The organism is Xanthomonas prunicola, assembly GCF_002846205.1.
In the GTDB taxonomy this organism is placed as follows: Bacteria; Pseudomonadota; Gammaproteobacteria; order Xanthomonadales; family Xanthomonadaceae; genus Xanthomonas; species Xanthomonas prunicola.
Window position 1 is genome coordinate 124,211 of the sequence record NZ_PHKV01000004.1, and the last position, 20,537, is coordinate 144,747.

Here is a 20,537-nt window from a genome sequence, read left to right on the forward strand (position 1 = left end):
CAGCGTGCGTTTGCTGATCATGTAGTGCGATTTATGTCACGTCGGGAGTGCGACTACGTTTGGTGCAGCCAAGCCACCAACCGGGGAGCCGAATCGATGCGGCGCTGCGGTGGCGGCTCTGGTTCCCCCAGTCCCCCCGAGTCGCCCGCCATGATCCCCCACCTTATGCACCTGACCGCTCCCACCAAGCACTTGCTCTGGGAAGAGCGCAGGATTTGCGATCGCTTGCAGCGTTTATTGCCAGGATGGACCTGTTACGTCTGGGACGATGCCGATAACTCAGAACTGATGCGGCGTGCGTTCCCCGAGTTTGCCGAGCGCTACGAGCAGATCCGCTTCGGCGTCATGAAAGCCGACATCGCCCGCTGCGCGTACATGCATGCACATGGCGGCTTCTACTTCGACACCGACTACAAACTGCTGCGGCCACTGGATGGGCAGGTGCTGTCGCAGCATTGCGTGCTGCCTGTCGAGGAAGGCGCGCCGGGCCATGAAGACTTCAAGATCGGCAATGCCGTGTTTGGCTCCGAACCAGGCCATCCGTTCTGGCGCGCGTTCATCGAGCACATCTTTACAGCGCATGCGCCGGAAACGCTGCAAGACCACCGCGAGATTCCGATGATTTCCGGCCCGCGTGGCCTGACGCGTTTTTACAACGCCTACGGTGGCCAGTTCTCCGACATCCTGTTCCCGCCACGCGACGCCTTCCATCCGGATCGCACGTGGTTCGGGCTTGGCCACCGTGGCGGCAAGATCGCAGTGGGCTCGCACCTGTGCTGGGCATCGTGGCGCGGCAAGTCGCCGCGGCGTGCGCTGACCAATTACCTGCGCCGCAAGTTGAATGCTGTGCCGATTTGAGTGGCAGCGTGCGCGGTCATATGGCAATCGACCTTTGGCAGGTCGCCCAGGTCGAATCTGGGTGAGGTCATGCGCCTGCATGCTGCAGGCAATTTATGCAAGCGAAAGCTTGCATGTTCAACTGGCTTCGCATTGCGTATTGCAGTTAGTGCGCGAAGTGAGGACGGCAATGCCGGTGGCGCATTGGTGGATGACGCTGCGTATCTCAGTTGAACGCAACCGCCCCCTTGCGACGCCGTCGCTGGCGCCGGTCAAAATGCCAAGCTACACGGCATGTGGCTGTGTGGCAGATTCACCCTCTGCCCGGGCGGGACACCGACGGCGTATGCGCGCCGGTGTGCCATCTGGACCAGGTCAGGCCGCCTCGGCCTGCAGCTGGCGTGGGCCTTCCTTGAGCGCACGGGCGATCAAGCCGACCAGCAGATCGAGCTCGTCTTCGTCCATCGCAAAGTGCGGGGTGAAGCGCAGCGAATTTTCGCCGCCGTGGATCACGTTGACGCCGCGATGGCGCAACCATTCTTCGGTCGAACCGGCACCGTAGCATTTGAATTGCGGTGCCAGTTCGCAGGAGAACAACAGGCCGGTGCCTTGCACCTTGGTGATCAAGCCGCCGAGGTCGGCCTGTAGCGCTTGCAGTTTGGCAATCGCCTGCGCACCGCGGAGACGAATGTTGTCGCGCACTTGCGGCGTGAACAATGCCAGCGTGGCGCAGGCGACATCGAGCGCGCGCGGGTTGGTGGTCATGGTGTTGCCGTAGGTGCCTTTGCGATACACCTGCGCGGCGTGTTCGTTCACTGCCAACACCGACAGCGGGTACTGCGCGGCGTTGAGCGCTTTGGAATAGGTTTCCAGATCCGGCGGGTCGAGCTGCTCGAAGCCCGGGTAATCCACCACCGACAGCACACCATGCGCGCGCAGCCCGGCCTGGATGGAATCGACCAGCAGCAGGCTGCCGTGGGCACGGGTGAGCGCGCGTGCAGCGGCATAGAACTCGGCCGGCAACGCCCGCCCCGGGTCGCCTTCGCCCATCACCGGCTCCAGGAACACCGCTTCGATAAACCAGTGATTGCGCGCGGCTTCATCGAAGGCGCGTTGCAACGCGGCCACGTCATACGGCGCAATCGCGATGACGGAGTCCTCGTCGCGATAGCTGGCCAGGTACTTGGTGTAGGTCTTGCGGCTGGAATCCGAATACAGCCCCGGACGATCGGTACGGCCATGGAAGCTGCCTTTGACGACCAGTCGCTTGATGGTGGCGCCGGCATGCCGCGCGCCCGGGTCGGTGTGCAGCTTGGCATTCGTATCGACGATACGCGCGGCCAGGCCCACCGCTTCGGAGCCGGAGTTGAGACACATGAAGCGGACGAATGGGCAACCGCCGCGGCTGTGACCGATCTCGGCGCGCAGGGCGCGATCAAGCCGGCGCTGCGCCAGGCTGGGCGTCATCACGTTGGCCATCACCTGCGGGCGCGCCATGGCATCGAGCACCGCCGCCGGCGTGTGGCCGAAGCCGAGCATGCCGTAGCCGCCGGCGTCGTACAGCACGGCACCCTTGAGCGTGATCACCCACGGCCCGCGTGCGGCCAGCGCCACGTAGGGCGTCACTGCATCGTCGGCGTAGAAGTTGATGAAACCTTCCTGCACTGCGCTGATCTGGGCGTCTTCATCCAGATCCAGCAGGTCGGCGACGTCATCACGCACCAGCGCGTATTCAGCTGCCGCCGCTGCGATGGCATGTTGCAGATCGGGGTGATTTGCGGCCAGGCGCGCGATGGCCGCGTCGTCCAGGCCTTCGGTCAGGCGGCGGCCGGCATGGGCACGCAGCGGGGCGAGCGGGGCAAGGACGGACATGGCGCATCTCCTTCAATAGTGGCATTCGCTTTCTATTATCGGCAGAAGATCGGCGTTTGGCAGCGTGAATTTGGGCAGGAAGTGCGGTATTTTCGGCGATTCGCCGAAAAGAATGCGCAATAGTGAAGATCACACCCTCCGACGAACGCCTGTTATCGCTGTTGCGCGAGGACGCGCGGGCCTCCACTGCCCAGATCGCCCGCCGGCTCGGGCTCTCGCGCACCACGGTGCAAAGCCGCATCGAAAAGCTCGAAAGCGACGGCGTGATCAGTGGCTACACCGTGCGCACGCATGACGACTACGAGCAGGGCCGCATCCGCGCGCACATCCTGATCACCGTGCTGCCCAAGAAGATGCCTGCCGTGGTCAAGGCGCTACGCGATATCCCGGAAGTGCGCCTGCTGCATTCGGTCAGCGGCGCCTACGACCTGATCGCCCTGGGCGTGGTCGGCGGCGTCAATGAGATGGATGTGCTCACCGACGCGATCGGCGCCATCGACGGTGTGGAGCGGACGACGACGTCGATCATTTTGTCGACAAAGTTTGAGCGGTGAGGGACGGGGAATCGGGAGTAGGGAATCGGGAGCTAGCAAAGCCCTCTCCCCCCGGGCCGAGAAGGCACGGCTTGCGCGCCACTGGCGCGCGTGCCTTGGAGCGCCCGCGCCGCAAGCGCGGGCCGGGGGTTGGGGGTTGGGGTAAGGGTACGGGGCGAAGCCCATGTGGGCTCAAACTCCAATAGTGCTTCGCCCGTACCCTCATCCGGCGCTTCGCGCCACCTTCTCCCGATGGGAGAAGGATGTCCCCAGCATGTCCCGCTAAACTAGCGCCCCCAAACCGCTGTACCGCCACGCCTTGAAGAAGTCCGATTTCCATTACGAGCTGCCCGAAGAACTGATCGCCCAGGCGCCGCTGGCCGAGCGTGCGGCGAGCCGGCTGCTGGTGGTGCCGCCGTCACCGCAGGCGCTGGCCGACCGCCAGGTCCGCGATCTGCCCGAGCTGCTGCAGCCCGGCGATCTGCTGATCTTCAACGACACCCGGGTCATTCCGGCGCGCTTGTTCGGGCAGAAGGCCAGCGGTGGGCGGGTAGAGATCCTGATCGAGCGCCTGTTGGGTGAACGCGAGGCGCGGGTGCAGATCGGCGCCAGCAAGTCGCCCAAGGCCGGCAGCCTGATCGCGCTCGATGCCGGTGGCCAGGCCGAGGTGCTGGGCCGCGATGGCGAGTTCTATCTGCTACGTTTCGAGATCCCCACCCCGCTGGAACACTGGCTGCTGGCCGCTGGCCGCCTGCCACTGCCGCCGTATATCCGCCGTGAGCCGGGCGTCGAAGACCGCGAGCGCTATCAAACCGTGTTCGCACGCGAAGTCGGCGCGGTCGCCGCGCCCACCGCCGGCCTGCATTTCGACGAGGAACTGCTGGCGCGCCTGCGCGAGCGCGGTGTCGAGTTCGGTCACGTCACGCTGCATGTCGGTGCCGGGACGTTCCAGCCGGTGCGCGTGGACAAGCTCGACCAACACGTGATGCACAAAGAATGGCTCAATGTCGGTGCGGCGCTGGTGGAACAGGTGCGCCGCACGCGTGCCCGCGGCGGCCGCGTCATCGCGGTGGGCACCACGGTGGTGCGCTCGCTGGAAAGCGCCTGGCGCGCCACCGACGCCGCGCCTGACGGCGAACTGCTGCCGTTCGCCGGCGAAACCCAGATCTTCATCCTGCCCGGCTACCGCATCCGCAGCGTCGATGCGATGGTCACCAATTTCCATCTGCCCGAAAGCACCTTGATGATGATGGTCTCCGCCTTCGCCGGCCGCGAGCGCATTTTCGAGGCATATCACCACGCCATCGCGCAGCGCTATCGCTTCTTTTCGTACGGCGATGCGATGTTGCTGTGGGGCAGGGAATCGGAAATCGGGAATGGAGAATCGTAAGTCGGCATCCGCCGAACGATCAGCCGCCTGTCACCGCTCTTCCGATTCCCAAATCCCGATTCCCCATTCCCGGCCTTTCAATGTCCCGACTCCAGTTCCAGCTTCAAGCCACCGACGGGCATGCCCGGCGTGGGCGCCTGACCTTTCCGCGCGGCACGGTGGAAACCCCGGCGTTCATGCCGGTGGGCACCTATGGCTCGGTCAAGGGCATCCTGCCCGAGCAGATCCGCGCGCTGGGGGCGGAGATCATCCTGGGCAATACCTTCCATCTGTATCTGCGCCCGGGTCTGGATGTGATCGGCGATCACGGCGGGTTGCACGGGTTTGCGCGCTGGGACGGGCCGATCCTCACCGATTCCGGCGGTTTTCAGGTGTTTTCGCTCGCGCATCGCCGCAAGATCACCGAGCAGGGTGTGACGTTTTCCTCGCCCACCGATGGCGCACGTGTGTTCCTGGGCCCGGAAGAGAGCATGAAAATTCAAAAAGTGCTCGATTCGGACATCGTGATGATCTTCGATGAGTGCACGCCGTACCCGGCCACCGAGGACGTGGCGCGCCGATCGATGGAGCTGAGCCTGCGCTGGGCGCAGCGCTCGCGCGATGCGCACGATGGGCTGGGCAACGATGCGGCGCTGTTCGGCATCGTGCAGGGGGGGGTGCATCCGGACCTGCGCAGCCGCTCGCTGGACGGCCTGCAGGGCATCGGTTTCGATGGGTATGCGATCGGCGGGCTGGCGGTGGGCGAACCCGAGCACGAGCGCAACGCCATGCTCGAACACCTTCACCCGCGCCTGCCGTCCGAGCGCCCGCGCTACCTGATGGGCGTGGGCCGCCCGGAGGATCTGGTCGAAGGCGTGGCCCGCGGGGTGGACATGTTCGACTGCGTCATGCCCACCCGCAATGCGCGTAACGGCCACTATTTCACCTCCTTCGGCACCGTGCGTATCCGTAACGCCAAGTACGAGCGCGACCTGGACACCATCGAGCCGGGCTGCGGCTGCCACGCCTGCAGCAGTGGCTACACACGTTCCTATCTGCGCCACCTGGATCGCTGCAACGAGATGCTGGCGCCGATGCTGGGCACCCTGCACAACCTCTGGTACTACGAAAAACTGATGGCCGACCTGCGTGCGGCGATCGCGTCGGGAACCTTTGTGCAATTTCGGCGGTCCTTCTATGCGGCACGTGGCGCCACCACGCCGCCGTTGCCCGGGGAAGCAAGCTGAGACCGGCCGTCGGCGCCCTGGCGCGGACGGCGTGAAACCTGCGTGGCATAATTCCCGGCTGTTCCGCTCCGGCGGTACCTGAATAGCGAGCGGGCCGATGGGCGCGCTGGCACCAAACTAGGATGCACTGAATGAATTTGCTCGATTTCCTGATCCCCGTCGCCCAGGCGCAAGCCGCTGGCGCCGCGCCGGCACCCGGCCCGCTGGGTGGTCTGTCCACCTTTGCGCTGCCGATCATCCTGATTGCGGTCATGTACTTCCTGATGATCCGCCCGCAGATGAAGCGTCAGAAGGAGCACAAGTCGCTGCTGGACAAGCTGGCGCGTGGCGATGAAGTCATCACCTCCGGCGGCGTTGCCGGCGTGATCACCGACATCGGCGATAACTTCATCAGCGTGGAAGTGGCCGACAACGTGCGCATCCGCGTGCAGAAGAGCGCCGTGGGCCACGTGCTGCCGAAGGGCACGCTGAAGTCGGCCAGCTAACGCGTCTTAGCCGGCTGCGCCGCTCGGGCGGGCGCAGTCGGCACGTGGAGCCGGATGCTGTCACCAGCCGGTTCTGCTGTACCGCCCGTATCCATCTGAAGACCGCTGGCGACGCTGTATCGGCCGCCTGACGTCGTTCTCACTGCTAGGCGCGTCGCCGGGATGGTGTCGTGCAGGACTGTCGCAATGCTCGAATTTCCTCGCTGGAAGTACTTCCTGATCCTGCTGGTGCTGGCGGTCAGTGCGCTGTATGCGCTGCCCAACTTTTATCAGAAGGACCCGTCCGTGCAGATCACCGCCAGCCGCGGTGCTCAGCTCGACGACGCGTTGCGCAGTCGTATCGACGCCGACCTCAAGGCTGCCGGCATCACGCCCAAGGCAGTCACCAAGGAAGGCGACAGCCTGATGGTGCGGTTGCCCTCGCTGCAGGCGCAGACCCGCGCCAATGACGTGTTGCGTCAGCAGCTGGGCGAGAACTACACCGTGGCGCTGAACCTGGCCTCCACGGTGCCGGACTGGCTGGCCAAGCTGGGCGGCCGGCCGATGGTGCTGGGTCTGGACCTGGTGGGCGGTGTGCACTTCGCCATGCAGGTCGACCAGAAAGCCGCGCTGGAAAAGCGTCTGGACGGTTTTGCCGAAGACATCCGCACCACCTTGCGCGATGCCCGCATCGCCTATCGCTCGGTGGAGCGTCGCGCCGACAACACCATCCAGGTCAGCCTAGGCGAGGGCGCCAGTGCCGATGCCGCGCGCGTGGCGCTGGCCAAGGCGCAGCCGACACTGACCTACGACGTCAGCGGCCAGAACATCGCCGTCAAGGTGCCGGAGGCCGAGCTCAAGCAGATCGCCAGCGGTGCGATCGAGCAAAACCTCACCACCTTGCGTAACCGCGTCAATGCACTGGGCGTGTCCGAGCCGACCATCCAGCGCCAGGGCGAAGACCGCATCGTGGTCGAACTGCCGGGTTTGCAGGACACCGCCGAGGCCAAACGCCTGATCGGTGCGACCGCCTCGCTGGAATTCCGCGCCGTGGTCGACGGTAACGCCGAAGATGCCGTGCGCAGCGGCAATATCCCGCCGGAGGCCAAGGTCTATCGCCTGCGCGACAGCAATGCCCCGGTGCTGTTGAACAAGCGCGCGTTGGTGACCGGCGACCAGATGGTCGATGCGACGGTAGGTAACGACGAAAACGGAATGCCAGCTGTGAATGTGACGCTCAATAACGTTGCAGGGCAACGCATGTTCGACTACACCAGTGCCAACGTAGGCAAGTTGATGTCGGTGGTCTTCATCGAGCGAATCCCCACTGTGACCGTAGTTGACGGCAAGGAAATTCGAAGTGTGCGAGTTAAGGAAGAAGCACTTCCTTCGACGCGTATCGCGGGTGTATTTGGCAAGAATTTTCGTACTACCGGTTTGGAAAAGACCGAAGCCGAAAACCTGGCCAAGCTGTTGAAATCCGGCTCACTGGCCGCGCCGATGGACTTCGTCGAGGAATACGTGATCGGCCCGAGCCTGGGTGCGGAGAACGTGGAGCGCGGCGTCACTGCAGTGGTCTACTCGTTCCTGTTTACCCTGGTGTTCTTCACCATCTATTACCGCGTGTTCGGCGCGATCACCTCAGTGGCGCTGCTGTTCAACCTGCTGATCGTGGTGGCGGTGATGTCGCTGTTCGGTGCCACCATGACGTTGCCGGGCTTTGCTGGCCTGGCGCTATCGGTCGGTCTGTCGGTGGACGCCAACGTGCTGATCAACGAGCGTATCCGCGAAGAGTTGCGCCTGGGCGTACCGGCCAAATCGGCGATTGCGGCCGGTTACGAAAAGGCCGGCGGCACCATCCTCGACGCCAACCTCACCGGCCTGATCGTGGCGGTGGCCTTGTACGCGTTCGGTACCGGCCCGCTGAAGGGCTTCGCGCTGACCATGATGATCGGTATTTTCGCCTCGATGTTCACGGCGATCACGGTCTCGCGTGCGTTGGCGGTGTTGATCTACGGCAGCCGCAAGAAGCTGAAGTCTGTCGCTATTTAATGCGAGTCCCTCGCAAGAGCCCGTCTGTATGCGAGTCCCTCGCGAGAGCCCGCACATCCATGTGCGGACTGCTTAGGAAGATCTTTCAATGAAAATTTTTCCGCTTCATCTGATTCCGAACGACACCAAGATCGATTTCATGAGCTGGCGCAAGCCGGTGCTGATTTTGATGCTGGTGCTGGCAGTCGCCTCGGTCGGCATCATCGTCGGCAAGGGTTTCAACTACGCGCTGGAATTCACCGGCGGTACGCTGGTACAGACCTCGTTCCAGAAGACCGTGGACGTGGACCAGGTGCGCGAAAAGCTGTCCAAGGCCGGCTTCGAAAACGCCCAGGTGCAGAACGCCCGCGGCGGCAATGAAGTCATGATCCGCCTGCAGCCGCATGGCCAGAACAACAATCGCGACGATGCCGCTCGCACCGTTGCCGAAGATGTGCGCAAGGCGGTGACCAGCGATGAGAATCCGGCCACCGTGCAGCCAGGCGAATTCGTCGGCCCGCAGGTCGGCAAGGATCTGGCATTGAACGGCGTGTATGCCACGGTATTCATGCTGGTGGGCTTTTTGATCTACATCGCATTCCGCTTCGAGTGGAAGTTCGCGGTGGTCGCCAGCCTAACCGCGTTGTTCGATTTGCTGGTCACCGTGGCCTTTGTGTCGCTGACCGGCCGCGAGTTCGACCTGACCGTGCTGGCCGGCCTGCTGTCGGTGATGGGCTTTGCGATCAACGACATCATCGTGGTGTTCGACCGTGTGCGCGAAAACTTCCGCGCACTGCGCGTGGAGCCGCTGGAAGTGCTCAACCGTTCGATCAACCAGACGCTCTCGCGTACGGTGATCACCGCGGTGATGTTCTTCCTGTCGGCACTGGCGCTGTACATCTACGGCGGCGAGTCGATGGAAGGCCTGGCCGAGACGCACATGATTGGCGCGGTGATCGTGGTGATCTCCTCGGTGATCGTAGCCGTGCCGATGCTGAGCATCGGGCCGTTCGCGGTGACCAAGCAGGATCTGCTGCCCAAGGCCAAGGACGTGGAGGCGCTGGCGCGCCGTCCCTGATGGGTTGGCAAAAGGTGTGACGAAAAAACCGCGCATTGCGCGGTTTTTTTTCGTTTGTGGCGGTGGACGTCGTGACTGCATGGTTATGCGCTGTGACGCCACTACTCAATATTGTGAACGCCAGGGATTTCGTCGGACAAGTGATGCCGATCGATACGCGATAGTTCGCGGGACAGAAACACCAGCACCGCCTACGTCTGCGTCCTTGCTGGATAACACTCCAAGCATCTGCATGGCCGAGGCTGCTCTCCATCATGCTATCCCGTGATCGCGGCCAGGATTTTTCCCATTCACAGAGTGCTAGCGATCGAAGATACTCAGTGCAACACCGCATTTCGGCGGTCCAAGAGTAGTTAGGCCGCACAAAGGAGATCCGCAGATGCCCAAGCCCAAGTTCATGTACAACTGCGATTTGTGCGGCTCTTCGTTCCAGTTCGGGCCGCATATTTATGCTGGCAAGTTTATTCCTAGCTACCAGCTAGCCGTATGCCGCACGTGCTGGGAGAGCAACCATGACGGATGGGGTCCGATCGTAGAGGATCGATTTGCCGAGCACTTGCATAGCAAAGGGGTGCCTTTGCCAGAACGCAACAAAGACGGTTGGTACCCGCGCGAGTAAGGGCCTAACAATTCATTCAAGCCGTGCCGCTTCGCGGCACTGCTTAACTCAGGCGTTAGGTGGCTATGGGACACCATTACTTGCCCCAGCATTACCTGCTCGGATTCGCTGATGGAGTCAGGGTGTGGGGACATGACGTTCGGGCGCGCCGATCTTTCCGTACACAGGTCAAGTCGCTAGCTAATGAAACCGTCATGTACACCGAGGAGCTAGAAAAGCACCTAGCAAACGTTGTCGAAGGGCCAGCCCAAGACGTGATCGACCGAGCGCGTAAGCGGCTCAAGCTCAGAGACGAGGATCGTGAGGTACTTGCCGCCTACATCATCGCCATGTGGCAGCGCGTGCCTGCTGGGCGCAAGCGAGTGGCAGGGTACATACCGAGCCTAGCTGAGACGATCAAGATGCAGGTCGTGCAGCAATTGGACGCAATAGCCGCGTCTGAACCGGATCTCGCAGAGTCCGCAACTAGGCGCAAGGAAGAAGTAGGTCGGATCATCTCCGCATACAAGGAAGACCCGCCGGACTACTTCTGGCACCACACACTGAAAAGCGGAGCGACACCCAGAACTGTGCAAGGGCTCTTATCAATGAATTGGCACTTCCTAGTCAGCCCTGGCGAAAGCTTCATCACCTGTGACAATCCGACTTTTTTCTTCAGGTCAGTGGGCATCGCCGCGCACGAATCCGAACTGAGCTTTCCGCTTAGTTCGGAGGTTTGCTTTTGGGCAAACAGGGCTAATTCGGAAAGACCCCAATACTTTACGACTGACCGCTCCATTGTTCTGGAACTCAACCGCAGATCCGCGCACAACACGCAGCGCTTTATCTACACCCGTGAGGAGGCGCCTTGGGTACTCAGCTTTGCAGCAAAGAAACATCCGCTGCATCGGTTGTTGTGAGGTCGCCGCCTAACCACTCATTCAACGAGACGCCACTTCATGGCGCGACTTAATTCAATCATTAGGCGGCACAGGGGAGTTCAATGGACATTGACCTAATAGCAAAGATCGCCGCGCCGCTCTTGTCGCTCATTGTTGCGGTGCTCATCAAGCATTACTTGGAGGGCAAATCGCGCTTAGTGACATACATTGGTAACGTAGCAGCCTTTCCCAGCAACAACGCACCGCAGACGCACATGCATAGCGTCGTGCTTCAGAACGCTGGCAAAAAGTCGGCGGCTAATGTACGTGTCCCACACGGGGTACCTCTGGCCAGCGTAAGCGTTAAAGTCAATCCCCCAATGCACTACAACTTTGAATTCAGTCCATCCGGACTTTTCAGATTTTGATCCCGACCCTCGCGCCAAAAGAGCAGGTCACGATCTCTCCGTTGTGGCGGTTTCTGCTATCGCAGTGCGTATCGCTTTTCCTGAGATCAAGATTGACTTGGTTACGCTCGGTCTGATGATCGTAGCGGTGCTGCCGTGGCTGTCGGAACTGATCGAAAGTGCAAAATTCCCGGGCGGCTGGGAAGTCAAATTTAGAGACCTTCGAGAGGCTGGTGAAAAGGTAACGTCTTCCTCAGAGCCCCCTCCCACGGCTTCCCATCAGCCACCGCCCGTTACACAATCCCAGCCAAGCTACGTTTCGGTAGCAGATCAGGATCCAAATCTTGCGCTAGTCGGCCTACGCATCGAGATTGAGCAACGCATTCGGCAACTATCCAAGCGCCACGACCTGCCTATGAATTGGGGCTCGCTATCGAAGTTGATTCGCGAGCTAACACGTCGCGAGATAATTCCTTATGGCGTCGCTAGCGGCTTGGAAGACCTAGTCGCAGCCGGAAATCAGGCTGCGCACGGCGCAAGCGTCGATCCTCGGGTGGCTGATTGGGCAATTACCACCGGGCCGGAAATCTTGGCTGCGTTGGATGCGCTGCTGTAGGTCTAAGGAACCTCTGAACAACGTGCCACAAATGCGCAACCCTATTGGTTCGGAGTGAAGAGGCATCCATGCAATTGACGTTTCGATGACGTTGAAGGCCTGGCCATGCGCAACCAGACCCGGCGCGAGATCTTCCTTGCAGAGATGGAGCGCATCGTTACGTGGAAGCAACTGCTTTCCCCAAGCGAACCACACTATCCGGTGTCGGGACGGCCCGGTCGGCAGCCGTATACTCTGGCTATGGGTACAACCATGAGCGCGCCAGCATGGCGCTCGGCGGCGTCAGGCCAGCAATGAAACTGGCGATGGCCGCGTAGTTCTAGATTCGGCGAACGCTCAAAGCGTTGGGGGGCTTTTCCTACCCAGGTTCTACGAGAGCAGGCGCTGGCATCTCTCGATATTTGGGTGGTGGATCATTTGGTAATCGGTGGCAGGCGCCTACGAGCCGGGGGGGCAAGTGGAATGTGGCCTCTCCGTTGCCTCATTGCTTGGGTCGGCAAAGCGGTCGAGTTAAGCTCTTTCTGTCAGCTGAGACCACAGTACACGGAAGGGATGAAACGCATGCCATCAACGACACTAAATCAGCCGACGGCCGGGAGCTTTTACATGTTCGAAGCAGACATGGAGAGCAACAGACCGCCCTGTGGAGTGAGGTTCGAGAATGTTCGCAACCTGCTTTCCCCTCCGCGGTTGATCCTGCGGCCGGAGGAAGGAGGATTTCCGACGCTCCGCGACACACCTCAGCTGACCTACGACCCAAAGACAGGTCCAGTCCCGCGCGATCTAGAGCCGGGATTTAGTGGTTATTGGCTGGTTTCTGAGCGACTCCACGATGTCATGGTGTCGGTGGACCCCGACGCCTTTGCTTTTGCGGAGGTAGATTACCGCTTGGCCGACGGTGCTAGAGGTCCGCGCCACTTTTTGTGCGACGTTGTTCGCGAGCTTGATGCCTTGGACGAAGTTGCTTCGAAGCTACAAATTGAAGTAGACGACGACTACGTCAATGGCAAGTTCTACTCGGTGGGAGGAGGAGCCAGCTTGGCCTTTAGGCCGGAAGTCGTGGGTCAAGCACACGTATTCCTTACGCCGTTCAGCTCATTCGTGATTTGCGACCGAGCCTTCAAAGACGCGGTCCATGACGCGGGGATTCCTGATGATGCTGGTGAAAGCGGCATCTCTTTTATCGACGCATCAGACATCTAGCCGCACCTGGGCAAGACGTAAGGAGCAGCGAGCATGCCGCGCAGCAGCCCTATTTTTCAGGATCATCATGGGTTCGAGCAGCAAACCCTTCGTTACAGCCGCATCTTGCGGGTGCTGTCGAACTCAGATCGCTTCGACATTGATTCACCTGAAAATTGATTCTTCATGCCGCATGACGAAGGGCATGCCCAGGCTATGGGCATCTTAAACTTGTGCCGCAATTCCGATTGTCAGACCTGGGAGCGTCAGAGCAGCGGACAGGACACCACCGTTGCACCATCTGCCCAGAAATGAGACTGCGGCGCTAAACTTTGCCGCAATGATCCCGGCGACATAAATCAATAACGGATACAACCGATGGAAACGACGACAGCCAATCAGCCCAAGGCTGGTGAGTTCTTTATCCTCGAAGCGGGCACGATCAACGGACCGGTGAACGGCGTTGTCTTTGAGAACGTCAAGAATTTGTTGTCACCCCCGCGCCTGATTCTGAGACCTGAAGGCGGTGGTTTCTCTCCGTTGCGCGAAACGCCGCGTTTGGTCTATCACCCCAGCAAAGGCCCACCTCCTAAGGACTTGGAGCCTGGCTTCAGTGGATACTGGCTTGTATCCGAACGACTCTTTCAAGTCATGACCTCGGTCGATCCCACTGCGTTCGCTTTCGCAGAGGTGGACTATCGGTTGGCTGATGGTGCGAAAGGGCCACCCTACTTTCTCTGTGACGTGATCCAAGAGATTGACGCACTGGACGAAGAAGCGTCCAAGCTCTTCATTGACACAACCGAAGACTTCGTCAATGGCAAGTTTTACGATCTGACCGGCGGCGCCAGTGTAACGTTCGACCGCGTGCGTTTGGGTCCGGCGCATGTCTTCAAGACGCCTTACACCGGCCGGGTATTCTGCGATCAAGTCTTTAAGGATGCAGCCGCAGCGGCAGGTATCGAGACCGACACCGATGCTGATGGGCTTTGGTTTATCGATGCTTCGGACATCTAGCCGCGCAGCAATGGCTTCTAGGAAGGATCTGATCCATGCCACGCAACGGACCTATTTTCCAAGACCACCACGCCATTGAGCAACAAACGCTAGAGCGAAGCCAGCTACTTAAGGGGCTTTCGGACGCGGGATATTTTGATATTCATGCCCCCGAGAATCGCATTTTTCTGCCTGCAGATCCCGCGTTTGCTCAGACTTTGGGGACCACGCCGCATAGCGGTGGACCCATCTCTGATTACCAGAATGGGCTAATTGATCGCTTGGGGCGCCTTGAGCAAACCCCTGATGGCATCAAGGCCCTATCAGGTGACTTGGACGCACTTGGAAGAATTTCAGGTCGCGTAGAGACCCTCCGCGACACAGTGCGTGTGGGACTGATTAATGGCGATTTGCACACCAATGCGCCACTTGGCCTTCGCGCCGACGACATCCGTCCAGGCGTCCAGAATTTCTTTCGCGACGAAGTCGCCTACGGACAGGCCCATGTTGCGCAACTTCAGAGCCTGAAGGGTTACGTGCCAGGAGATCATGGTTGGGCTGTGGTCACCCACACCGAAGGCCGTGTGGTGGACACACTCCAACATATTCAGAGCGTCACCAATCCTCTGACCCGCGGTGGTGCGGTTGAACTTCAGCGGCATGGTCTGTCTCAGGCTATTTCAAACGCTTACCACGGCGGACGCTTGACCATATCGCCGGGGGGTGTTGCTGTTGTTGAGAACACCTTGGGCGAAGAGGCCGCAAGACCTCTGCGAATTCCTCGCGGTCAAAGCGGGGCTGCGTCCATGGAAGTGCTGCTGGGCAATGCGTCGGCCAGTACCTTGGTGCGTTCGGGTGGCTTGTTGGCGACAGGTGCAGACGCAGTGCTGACCGCGCGCCGTTCGGCCGAGCTGCTGGAACAAGGCAATGCCACGGCCGCGCAGTCTGAGGTTACCCATGCACTGGCCCGCAATGTCGGTGGCTGGGCCGGTGGTGCGTCCACGGCAGCAGCCTTGGGAGGAAGCGGCTTCGTGCCGGCTGCGTTGGTGGTTGGCGACGCGCTGTTGATGAGCAAGGCGTTCGACAAAGGCGCCGATTTGCTGGACAACCGCGCCATCTACCACCAGACCGACAAAGCTGGCGTGGAGTGGCAGTTCAACGGTCGCCACTGGCAGCGCGACGCGGCCATCGAGCTCGCTCCGGATGGCCGGCGCACGAGCGGCGAGCAGCCCGTAGTCGCCAGCTATGAGAAATCCCAGGAACTGGGCGCGCTGGCCAACGCCAAGGCAGTGGAGTTGGCGCTGGGCAAAGCTCCTGCACCGCAGGACCCGTTCAACCTCCCTGCACGGGCCAGCGACCAAGTTGGACTAGACAACCAGAACTGGCATCGCAATCCCGAGAGCCAGGCATGGGAACGCCAAGTCAAAAACGCTGTGTCCGGTGCCAACGACCGAGGCAGCTACGAACACCAAACCGCCTCCCCGGAACGCGCCCAACAGCTCAACCAAGAGGCCCTGGGCCGCATCGAAAGCAACATCGCCACGGGGCGCGAAGCCATCGCCGCCGCTTACCTGGAAAACCATGCCGCGCAGCGGGCCCAGGCTTACGGTGTCGAAGTGCCTGTGGCCGTCCAAATCGCCCAGGCCAAACCCGGCGCTGTGCTCGGTTCGGACGCTCAGCTTTACCAGCGCACCGAGTCAGGACAGTGGGCCGGCAAGAACGGCGTTGCCACTGGCAATCTGGCGGTAGAGCTGGAACTGACCGACCAACTGCGGCAGCCCTCAATCGAGCGCTCTCAGGAGGCCTTGGCAGCGATCCAGGCGCTTCCCGCGCCCACGGCTGTGCAGATGGAGCACAACGAACTGCTACACCGTTACCGGGCCGCAGGCGTCGATTTGAAAGTCAATCCAGACACTCAGCAGGCCGTGGAGTTGGCTTCGCAGCGGACCATGGAGGCCAACGGCATCACCGGGCCGACCATGCAGCAGCTACAACGCAATGCGTCGGGGCAATACGGGTATGACAGCCCCATCGCGCACCTCCAGCGCGGTAGCGATGGGGTGACTCGCGTGGTGGCCGTGACCAGCAGTGACGACATCCGGCAGGCGTTGAGTGAGGCGCAGGGCCATCGACAGGACTCGGCAACCTTTGCTCGGGCGCCCGGAGCGACGGGAGATGCAGACAGCTCGACCTCCGACTCTTCCAGTCCGCAGCAAGTGCTCGACCTCCAGGCGCAAATGCAAGCCTCTGTCGCGGCGCAGGCGCGACAAGAACGCGAACAGCAGGATCGTGTTGCGCAAGAGCAACACGCCGCGCAGGTGCGGGAGCACCTCCAGCAGGCACAGCCTGAGCGCGAAGATCATTCGCAGAGCGAACAAGCAGTCCAGGCGCACGCCGTGCTGGAAGGTCAACGCCAAGCTGCGCAGCAGCGTGAGCTAGAAGAGCGCCAATTACAGGAGCGGCAGGCACAAACCAGCCAACAACGCGAGCTGCAGGAGCGTGAGGAAAGGGATGTCCAGGAACGTCAGGCGCAGGAGCGCCAAGCCCAGGACAATCAGCAGCGGGAACAGCAGCAAGACCGCCAAGCTCAAGAAGCCAGGCAAGTTGAGGTCCAGGAACGTCCGGCTCAGCAAGCGCAGCAGCAAGACCCCAGCCAGCACGCCTCGCAACAATCCGATCCTAGGCCGCACGCTCCGAATGCGGCGCTGGTTCAACAAACGCCGCAGCCCGAGTTGCAGCAGGCAGACGCCCACCAGCAGTTCGAGACGAATAACCAACCGGTAGGCCAACGCGCGGCTGACACTACGCCCGACCCACGGACGCAGCCGCCTGGTCCAGGCGACGCGCAGCCGCATCAAGCAAGAGAAGCGGGGCGCGCGCTGGAAATGCAGGCAGTGGAAAGCCGCGATGCCTCGCGCCTGCCGATTCCTGCACCCGAGGGCCAGGAATCCGGCAACCAACCTTTGCAAAACGCGGAGGCCGATGCGGTGCCGCCAGCACTGCATCCCCAGGTGCAAACACAGCAAGCAGAGATGGAGCCAGCGTCGGTCCGTGAGCAAGACGTGGCACGTGAGCGGGAGGTGAAGCCGGTTCGCGTCATATCCGCAACAACGCCTGCGTCAGAAGAACCGATGATTGCATCGCAGTCCGCGCGGTATTCCACTTCTGAACGAGATGCGGGGGCAGATCAGCCCCGTCCTTCAGACGCGCCGCATTCCTATCAGGAAGCGGCTTTGCTGCCAGCAGCACACCTCGCCCAAGCACACGAGCAGTCCCTGGAAGCCAGTGCGGTGAGTCGTTCCTCCGTGGGGGCAGCAGACGCGGAAAGCCAACGCACTCAATCGACCCCAGCGCAGGACCGCAGTGCCGCAGACCCGGGTGGAGCACTTTTCCTAGAAGAGACCATGCGCTCGCTGCGTCAACTGCAACAGGAGATTGAGGCGGCGGATCGGGAAGACGAACGCTTCCACCAGGAATGGAGGGAGTATCGCGAGCGCGGAGAACCTTATCCGTTCGCTCAAAAGAGGGCGCTAGACCAGGAGGGTGGCAGCATTGATGCATTCAGCGCGAACCAACCAAGTGGCCGCTCGCCCAGTGAAGCGGCTGCGCAAGCCGAGGCCTTTTCGCCCCTAGGTCAGCGGTCCACCGGGCCGCGGGTAGAAGATGCGCCAAATGGCTCGTCGAAAGCTGAGCGCAAATCCATCACGGGTGATCCGGACGTGGACGAAGTGCTCTATGCGCTCGACAGCAAGAACGAGTTGGCGATCGAGCAAGCGCTGAACCGGGTGGCCAACAGCGCAGCGACGCAGGCGCTCATCAAAAGAGGCAACGAGTTCCTGGAGGCGCAGGCCCAGCAGGAGGCCCAGGAGCTCGCCACCACACGCCAGGCGCTGGGGATGGATGTCTCAGCGGAAATCAACACCAGCCGCGGGCCGGTGATGGTGATGACCTTGCCGGAGTTCGCCAAGGGGCCGATGCAGAGCGGTCCCCAAGGGGACGGCGGTGGGGGTGGAGACGGCGGTGGCGGCGGGGGAGGAGGCGGTGGTGGTGGAGGGGGTGGCGGTTAGTCAAAATCGCTTCCGTGACCAGCCGAGCTCAGGAGACCCCATGGACAGGCAAGACGCCGCCGCAATGGCGGAAATGATGGCGATTTTGAACGCGTCGAACGCCTCGCTGCAGGAAACGGTCAAAGTGCTGACGACGCTGGTGGCATCCATGCAGCAGCGCGAACAACGGCTGCGCGAGGTGGTCGCCGAGCAACTTCAGGTAGTCCAACACGCGGCCAGCAGCGCCGATGCCAAGGTCAATCGGGTGCTGGAGAATGCGTTGCCGCGGTTGACGCAGCTGACCAATCAAGCGTTGACGCAGACATTGGAGCCGGCCGCCAAGCGGTTCAACAAAGAGATGGCCACTGCGGATGAGACATTGCAGCAAGCCACTCGACGTTACGCGCAGGCCCAGCAGTCCTTGGAAACAAAGATCACTCGACGCATGGGCATTGCATCCGCCACGATGCTCGTGGCCGGCGTGTTGGGCCTGGGTGCGGTGGCCTACTCGGTTGGCATGATCACCGAAAAGCGAACCGAACTCGCACAGCTTCGAGCGTCCATCGACTACCTGGATCGCGTGTCCCGTGCCGACCTAGCTCCATGTGGCGAAGACCGGCTCTGCGCCACCTTTGAGAAGAATGGGCCGCGTTACGGCAACCAGCGGCAATACAGAGCGATCAATCTGCGAGCAACATCAGATTCGCAATGATGTGAAGTCGTCATTACAGCCACTGGCTTGCGCGCGACAGGAGCGGCCGGCAAAGCCTCATCGAGTATGGTCGCGCTCCTACGCGGCTCCTCGAACTCGTCGGCTACATCCGGCAGATGCCAATGCCAACCGAGTCGACGCAATGCGTTGCACTGCAGTCAAATGCAACGCACCCGCCACTCACTTCAGGCATTGATGCCCCGAAGCATGCGCGCAACGCGCGCAGCTTTTTGACGGGTCACAGATTCCAATCGATCCGCATGCCCGCAATCAATGCGTTCTTCAGATCGGTGGTGCGGGTCGGTTCGTTGAACTGGTCGGGGTTGATGACGTAGTGCAGGTTCGGGGCGATGCGCAGGCGCTTGGTGACCTGGATGCCGTAGCTGAGCTCCATCATGATCTGGTTGTCGGCGGGGGTGCCGGTGCCGCCCGCAGAGGCGCGGGCCAGGCGCAGGTTTTCGATCGCTTCGTCGCTGTATTTCTGCTGGGTGATCACGAAGGCGATGTTGTCCTGCGGGCGGCTGGCGAAGGTGCCTTTCTGCACCAGGCCGAGCTGGATGAAATGGTCTTCGATGGCTTGGCCGCCGGTGCTCTTGAGCATGGCGCCGAAGACGGTGAGGCCGCGCGTACCCGACGGGTCGGGGTTGGTGACCTGTTGTTCGAAGCGGGCGAACATGCCCGAGCGGCCCTGCTTGTTCTCGTAGCCCAGGCCGCTGAGCACGGCCGGGTTGCCGTTGCGGTCGCGCAGCGGGTCGGTGTAGTCGGAGTTGTCCTGCCAGCCGCCCAGTTCGTACATGGCGGCCATGCTGCCGTCGCCACCCTTGTTCTTGTAGCCGACGGCATAGGGCACCACCACGCCGGTGGTGTCGTTGGTGCTCCAGTTCAGGCCGTGCTGGCCGTCCTGCGCCTGGATGGGGTTGACCTCGTAGGCGCCGACATGGAGGTAGACCTTCGGTGTGACCCAGGCGGTGGCATGCGCGGCCCAGCTGGAGACCGGCCAGTAAGTGAAGTTGCTGGTGCGGAACACGAAGGTGGGGTTGCCGCAGGCCGAGTTGCCCTGGAAGTACTGGCACAAGTCCGAGCCGAGGAAGTGGATGTTGGCCACGCTGCGGCCGGCTTCCAGCTCCAGGCGGTCGTTGAAGAGTTTCTGCAGCAGGGTGAAGTTGGCCAGGCGCGTGCCCTGGCCGCCGTAGATTTCCTGCACCGAGGTGCTGTTGCCGATGCTGCTGTTGGCCAGGTTGGTGCCGTGGCGGTTGCTGACGTACAACTTCACCGTGGCGCCGTTCCAGCCGAACAGGCGATCCATGTCGACATCGGTGCCGACCATCAACTGGCCGGCGTAGGCGTCGCCGCTTTTGCGGCCGCCGTCGATCATCGAGGCCGCTTCGCCGGTGTAGCCCAGTTTGAGCTTGAAGGCGTCGGCGGCATCTTGCGCGTGGGCGAGCGGGGTCAGTGCCAAGGTCAGCGACAGGCACAGCAGACGGGGGCGGGCACGGCGGGGGGCGAGGGCGGTCATGGCAGGACTCCGGACAAAAAGGCGTGGCCTTGGTGGCGAACGCGACAGCAAGTGGATGGGCAAGCCGCTGGCGGCGCACCTGGGTGCGCAGCGCAGCGGTAGAAGCAGGTCAGGGGGACGCGCGGTAGAGCGCAGGCGCGTCGGGTGTGGCG

17 protein-coding genes and 1 pseudogene are annotated in these 20,537 nt (G+C 61.7%); 15 read left to right on the forward strand and 3 right to left on the reverse strand.

The annotated features are described in order from the left end of the window. The first annotated feature begins 150 nt into the window (after positions 1–150). A complete protein-coding gene (locus XpruCFBP8353_RS13980) occupies positions 151–858 on the forward strand; it encodes a glycosyltransferase family 32 protein (protein ID WP_101363768.1) in 708 nt (235 codons plus the stop codon). A 354-nt stretch (positions 859–1,212) separates the two neighbouring features. On the opposite strand, the gene XpruCFBP8353_RS13990 is transcribed toward XpruCFBP8353_RS13980, so the two are convergent. Then, on the reverse strand, positions 1,213–2,709 hold the full coding sequence (locus XpruCFBP8353_RS13990; protein ID WP_101363769.1) for an aminotransferase class III-fold pyridoxal phosphate-dependent enzyme: 1,497 nt from the start codon (positions 2,707–2,709) through the stop codon (positions 1,213–1,215). 122 nt (positions 2,710–2,831) lie between these two features. On the opposite strand from XpruCFBP8353_RS13990, the gene XpruCFBP8353_RS13995 reads away from it, so the two are divergent. The 12 genes and pseudogenes from XpruCFBP8353_RS13995 (at position 2,832) to XpruCFBP8353_RS14055 (ending at position 14,132) form a co-directional block, all read left to right on the forward strand. After that, a complete protein-coding gene (locus XpruCFBP8353_RS13995; protein ID WP_101363770.1) occupies positions 2,832–3,263 on the forward strand; it encodes an Lrp/AsnC family transcriptional regulator in 432 nt (143 codons plus the stop codon). A 298-nt stretch (positions 3,264–3,561) separates the two neighbouring features. Then, positions 3,562–4,632, forward strand: a complete 1,071-nt coding sequence (gene queA, locus XpruCFBP8353_RS14005; protein WP_101363771.1) for a tRNA preQ1(34) S-adenosylmethionine ribosyltransferase-isomerase QueA — start codon at positions 3,562–3,564, stop codon at positions 4,630–4,632. A gap of 80 nt (positions 4,633–4,712) precedes the next feature. Beyond that, on the forward strand, positions 4,713–5,858 hold the full coding sequence (tgt, locus tag XpruCFBP8353_RS14010; RefSeq protein WP_101363772.1) for a tRNA guanosine(34) transglycosylase Tgt: 1,146 nt from the start codon (positions 4,713–4,715) through the stop codon (positions 5,856–5,858). A gap of 131 nt (positions 5,859–5,989) precedes the next feature. Continuing rightward, entirely contained in the window at positions 5,990–6,343 is a 354-nt protein-coding gene (gene yajC / locus XpruCFBP8353_RS14015) for a preprotein translocase subunit YajC (RefSeq protein ID WP_101363773.1), read from the forward strand. 186 nt (positions 6,344–6,529) lie between these two features. Further along, positions 6,530–8,374 (forward strand): protein translocase subunit SecD, encoded by a 1,845-nt coding sequence (gene secD, locus XpruCFBP8353_RS14020; RefSeq protein ID WP_162301052.1) that lies wholly within the window; start codon positions 6,530–6,532, stop codon positions 8,372–8,374. Positions 8,375–8,462: 88 nt separating this feature from the next. Further along, on the forward strand, positions 8,463–9,431 hold the full coding sequence (secF, locus tag XpruCFBP8353_RS14025; protein ID WP_010372305.1) for a protein translocase subunit SecF: 969 nt from the start codon (positions 8,463–8,465) through the stop codon (positions 9,429–9,431). A 684-nt stretch (positions 9,432–10,115) separates the two neighbouring features. Continuing rightward, entirely contained in the window at positions 10,116–10,949 is an 834-nt protein-coding gene (locus XpruCFBP8353_RS14030) for a DUF4238 domain-containing protein (RefSeq protein ID WP_008571686.1), read from the forward strand. A gap of 354 nt (positions 10,950–11,303) precedes the next feature. Further along, complete coding sequence (locus XpruCFBP8353_RS14040; protein ID WP_133125652.1) at positions 11,304–11,933, forward strand: DUF4145 domain-containing protein; 630 nt, start codon at positions 11,304–11,306, stop codon at positions 11,931–11,933. Positions 11,934–12,001: 68 nt separating this feature from the next. Then, positions 12,002–12,173, forward strand: a pseudogene (locus XpruCFBP8353_RS14045) (IS5/IS1182 family transposase); the annotation flags it as partial. 366 nt (positions 12,174–12,539) lie between these two features. Continuing rightward, positions 12,540–13,136 (forward strand): DUF1629 domain-containing protein, encoded by a 597-nt coding sequence (locus tag XpruCFBP8353_RS14050; RefSeq protein WP_243391116.1) that lies wholly within the window; start codon positions 12,540–12,542, stop codon positions 13,134–13,136. Positions 13,137–13,169: 33 nt separating this feature from the next. Next, a complete protein-coding gene (locus XpruCFBP8353_RS24470; protein WP_279327746.1) occupies positions 13,170–13,295 on the forward strand; it encodes a hypothetical protein in 126 nt (41 codons plus the stop codon). Between the two features lie 198 nt (positions 13,296–13,493). Continuing rightward, on the forward strand, positions 13,494–14,132 hold the full coding sequence (locus XpruCFBP8353_RS14055; RefSeq protein ID WP_101363777.1) for a DUF1629 domain-containing protein: 639 nt from the start codon (positions 13,494–13,496) through the stop codon (positions 14,130–14,132). A gap of 332 nt (positions 14,133–14,464) precedes the next feature. Here the strand turns inward: XpruCFBP8353_RS14055 and XpruCFBP8353_RS24310 are convergent, their stop codons facing one another. Further along, positions 14,465–14,773 (reverse strand): hypothetical protein, encoded by a 309-nt coding sequence (locus tag XpruCFBP8353_RS24310; protein WP_101363778.1) that lies wholly within the window; start codon positions 14,771–14,773, stop codon positions 14,465–14,467. A 144-nt stretch (positions 14,774–14,917) separates the two neighbouring features. Between XpruCFBP8353_RS24310 and XpruCFBP8353_RS23255 the strand changes: the two genes are divergently transcribed. Together XpruCFBP8353_RS23255 and XpruCFBP8353_RS14090 are read left to right on the forward strand one after the other, a co-directional pair. Further along, positions 14,918–18,178, forward strand: coding sequence for a hypothetical protein (locus XpruCFBP8353_RS23255; protein WP_157935127.1), 3,261 nt, complete (start codon positions 14,918–14,920; stop codon positions 18,176–18,178). 40 nt (positions 18,179–18,218) lie between these two features. After that, entirely contained in the window at positions 18,219–18,869 is a 651-nt protein-coding gene (locus XpruCFBP8353_RS14090) for a hypothetical protein (RefSeq protein ID WP_101363783.1), read from the forward strand. Between the two features lie 238 nt (positions 18,870–19,107). Here XpruCFBP8353_RS14090 and XpruCFBP8353_RS14095 read toward each other — a convergent pair whose 3' ends face one another. After that, positions 19,108–20,385: a carbohydrate porin gene (locus XpruCFBP8353_RS14095; protein ID WP_031423124.1), complete on the reverse strand. Its 1,278-nt coding sequence runs from the start codon at positions 20,383–20,385 to the stop codon at positions 19,108–19,110. Between the last annotated feature and the right edge of the window lie 152 nt (positions 20,386–20,537).